This is a genomic window from Bradyrhizobium semiaridum (genome assembly GCF_020329505.1).
GTDB classification, from domain to species: Bacteria; Pseudomonadota; Alphaproteobacteria; order Rhizobiales; family Xanthobacteraceae; genus Bradyrhizobium; species Bradyrhizobium semiaridum.
This window is the reverse complement of sequence record NZ_JAGKJJ010000106.1, coordinates 1-617: the sequence shown is the minus strand read 5'-3', so window position 1 is coordinate 617 and position 617 is coordinate 1. Positions and strand designations below refer to the sequence as shown.

General features: G+C 67.7%; 1 protein-coding gene. It reads left to right on the top strand.

Translation table 11 applies throughout. The features are described from left to right. Positions 1–617: type II secretion system protein GspD (locus J6500_RS31700; RefSeq protein WP_376707880.1), on the top strand; the 617-nt coding region annotated here is incomplete at both ends.

The window sequence follows — 617 nt, the reverse complement described above, 5'->3', positions numbered from 1 at the left end:
CCCGCGGCTGCAGGTCGCCGTCGACGCCATGGTCGCCGAGGTCACGCTGACGGATCAGTTGCAGTATGGCGTGCAGGCCTATCTGACCAGCGCCAATGCCGGCGCCGGCCAGGATAAGGGATCGGTCGGCCTGTTCAGCGCCGCGCAGTCGACGGCGCAGACCGCCCTGCTCGCGCGCGTGCTGCCCGGCTTCAACCTGCTGCTCGGCGCCGAGGCCAATCCCAAGCTGGTGCTGAACGCGCTCTCCACCCTGACCAGCGTCAAGGTGCTCTCGGCTCCGTCGCTCGTGGTCGCCGACCTCGAGGATCGCCGGTTCATTGTCGGCGACCAGGTGCCGATCTCGACCGGCTCGACCGTCACCGGCCTCAACGTGGTGAGCAGCATCAGCCGGCAGAACACCGGCATCATCCTCAAGGTGCTGCCGCATGTCCACCCGAACGGATCGATCGAGCTCGAGATCGAGCAGGAGGTCTCCAATGTCGTCAATCCGGGCGGCGCCAGCGCCCAGAACCTGACGCCGACGATCTCGCAGCGGCGCATCCACTCGACCGTCGGCACCAGTAGCGGCCAGACCGTGCTGCTCGGCGGCCTGATCAAGGAGGACGACGAGCGTACGG